The sequence below is a fragment of the Rudanella paleaurantiibacter genome (assembly GCF_009184635.1).
GTDB lineage: Bacteria > Bacteroidota > Bacteroidia > Cytophagales > Spirosomataceae > Rudanella > Rudanella paleaurantiibacter.
Window position 1 is genome coordinate 2,501 of the sequence record NZ_WELI01000028.1, and the last position, 2,297, is coordinate 4,797.

The following is a 2,297-nucleotide window of genomic DNA, read 5'->3' on the forward strand; positions in this document are numbered from 1 at the left end:
GTAGGGGTGAAAGGCCAATCAAACTGAGAAATAGCTCGTACTCTCCGAAATGTTTTTAGGAACAGCGTTCAGTGTTACCCTTGTGGAGGTAGAGCGACCAACAGGATGCGGGGGAGTCACATCCTACCAACTTCTGATGAACTCCGAATGCCACAAGGGGTGCTGGGCAGTGAGGGGCAGGGTGCTAAGGTCCTGTTCCGAGAGGGGAACAACCCAGACCATCCGCTAAGGTCCCCAAGTGTGTGCTAAGTTGAACAAAGGTGGTCCGGCTGCCGAGACAGCCAGGAGGTTAGCTTGGAAGCAGCTATTCCTTTAAAGAGTGCGTAACAGCTCACTGGTCGAGCGGGGCGGGCATCGATAATAACCGGGCATCAAGCACATCACCGAAGCGGTGGATCTCACACACTAGTGTGATGATGGTAGGAGAGCATTCTATGGGGGGTGAAGTTGTGGCGTGAGCCATGGTGGACCGCATAGAAAAGCAAATGTAGGCATAAGTAACGATAATGAGGGCGAGAACCCCTCACACCGAAAGACCCAGGTTTCCTCCGCGATGGCAGTCATCGGAGGGTTAGTCGGGGCCTAAGGGGTTAGCGAAGGCGACGCCCTGATGGACAGCAGGTTAATATTCCTGCACCACTTAACTATGTGAACTAATGACGGAGCTGAGGGCTCGGTACGTCCGGACGGAAGTGGACGTTGAGGAGATGCTTCGGCAGATCCGAACCGGGGAGTTGGCTTCCAAGAAAAGTTAGTGAAACATCAGTAGTTGAGTGCCCGTACCGCAAACCGACACAGGTGGTCGGGGCGAACAGCCCGAGGTGCGCGAGAGAATCATGGTTAAGGAACTCGGCAAGATGACCCTGTAACTTCGGGATAAGGGGGGCCTACTTCAGTAATGGAGAGGTTGCAGAGCAAAGGCCCAGGCGACTGTTTACCAAAAACACAGGACTCTGCCAAATCGAAAGATGACGCATAGGGTCTGACACCTGCCCGGTGCTGGAAGGTTAAGAGGGGATGTTAGTCGCAAGGCAAAGCATTGAATTGAAGCCCCAGTAAACGGCGGCCGTAACTATAACGGTCCTAAGGTAGCGAAATTCCTTGTCGGGTAAGTTCCGACCTGCACGAATGGTGTAACGATCTGGGCACTGTCTCAACCATGAGCTCGGTGAAATTGTAGTAGCGGTGAAGATGCCGCTTACCCGCCACGGGACGGAAAGACCCCGTGCACCTTTACTACAGCTTAGTATGGATTGCTGGTCAGGCATGTGTAGGATAGGCGGGAGGAAGCGAAGGGGTGTCGCCAGGCATCCTGGATCCAACCTTGAAATACCGCCCTTGGCTGACTGGTGATCTAACCTCAATAGAGGGACAGTACTTGGTGGGTAGTTTGACTGGGGTGGTCGCCTCCGAAAGGGTAACGGAGGCTTCCCAAGGTTCGCTCAGGGTGGTTGGTAACCACTTGTGGAGTGCAATAGCAAAAGCGAGCTTGACAGTGAGGCTCACAAGCCGATCTGGTGCGAAAGCAGGGTATAGTGATCCGGTGGTACTGCATGGGTGGGCCATCGCTCAAAGGATAAAAGGTACGCCGGGGATAACAGGCTGATCTCCCCCAAGAGCTCACATCGACGGGGAGGTTTGGCACCTCGATGTCGGCTCGTCACATCCTGGGGCTGGAGAAGGTTCCAAGGGTTCGGCTGTTCGCCGATTAAAGTGGCACGCGAGCTGGGTTCAGAACGTCGTGAGACAGTTCGGTCCCTATCTGTGGTGGGCGTAGGAATTCTGACGGGGGCTGTCCTTAGTACGAGAGGACCGGGATGGACTCACCGCTGGTGGATCAGTTGTTTGGCCGCAGGCACGGCTGAGTAGCTACGTGGGGTTAAGATAAGCGCTGAAAGCATCTAAGTGCGAAACTGGCCCGAAGATGAGAGTTCCAAAAGAAGGCTGTTCGAGACGAGAACGTTGATAGGCGGCAGGTGGCAGCGGTGAGAGCCGTGGAGCTGAGCCGTACTAATGAGCCTGAGGTGTGTTGTTGTGGGCTGACTGGTTGTTTGGTCTGGTTATGAGATTAGGATATTATACTTGTTTTCTCTGTGGGTGTGAAGACTCTTGAGCGTTACTAAGAGGTTGGTGGTGTTATGGCGGGTGAACACCTTTTCCCATGTCGAACAGAGCCGTTAAGCCCCGTGCTGCCGATGGTACTGGAGTCAGATCCGGGAGAGTAGGAAGCTGCCACCTCTAGTTATAGAAGCGAAGGGGGTGTTATCTCAGACGAGGTAGCACCCCCTTTCCGCGTT

At 54.2% G+C, this 2,297-nt stretch carries 2 rRNA genes (1 of these 2 cut by a window edge); both read left to right on the top strand.

The features are described from left to right. A 23S ribosomal RNA gene (locus F5984_RS26385) occupies window positions 1-2,034 on the top strand (it extends 802 nt beyond the left edge of the window). A gap of 92 nt (window positions 2,035-2,126) precedes the next feature. Beyond that, window positions 2,127-2,238: ribosomal RNA gene (gene rrf / locus F5984_RS26390) — 5S ribosomal RNA — on the top strand. Window positions 2,239-2,297: the final 59 nt, after the last annotated feature.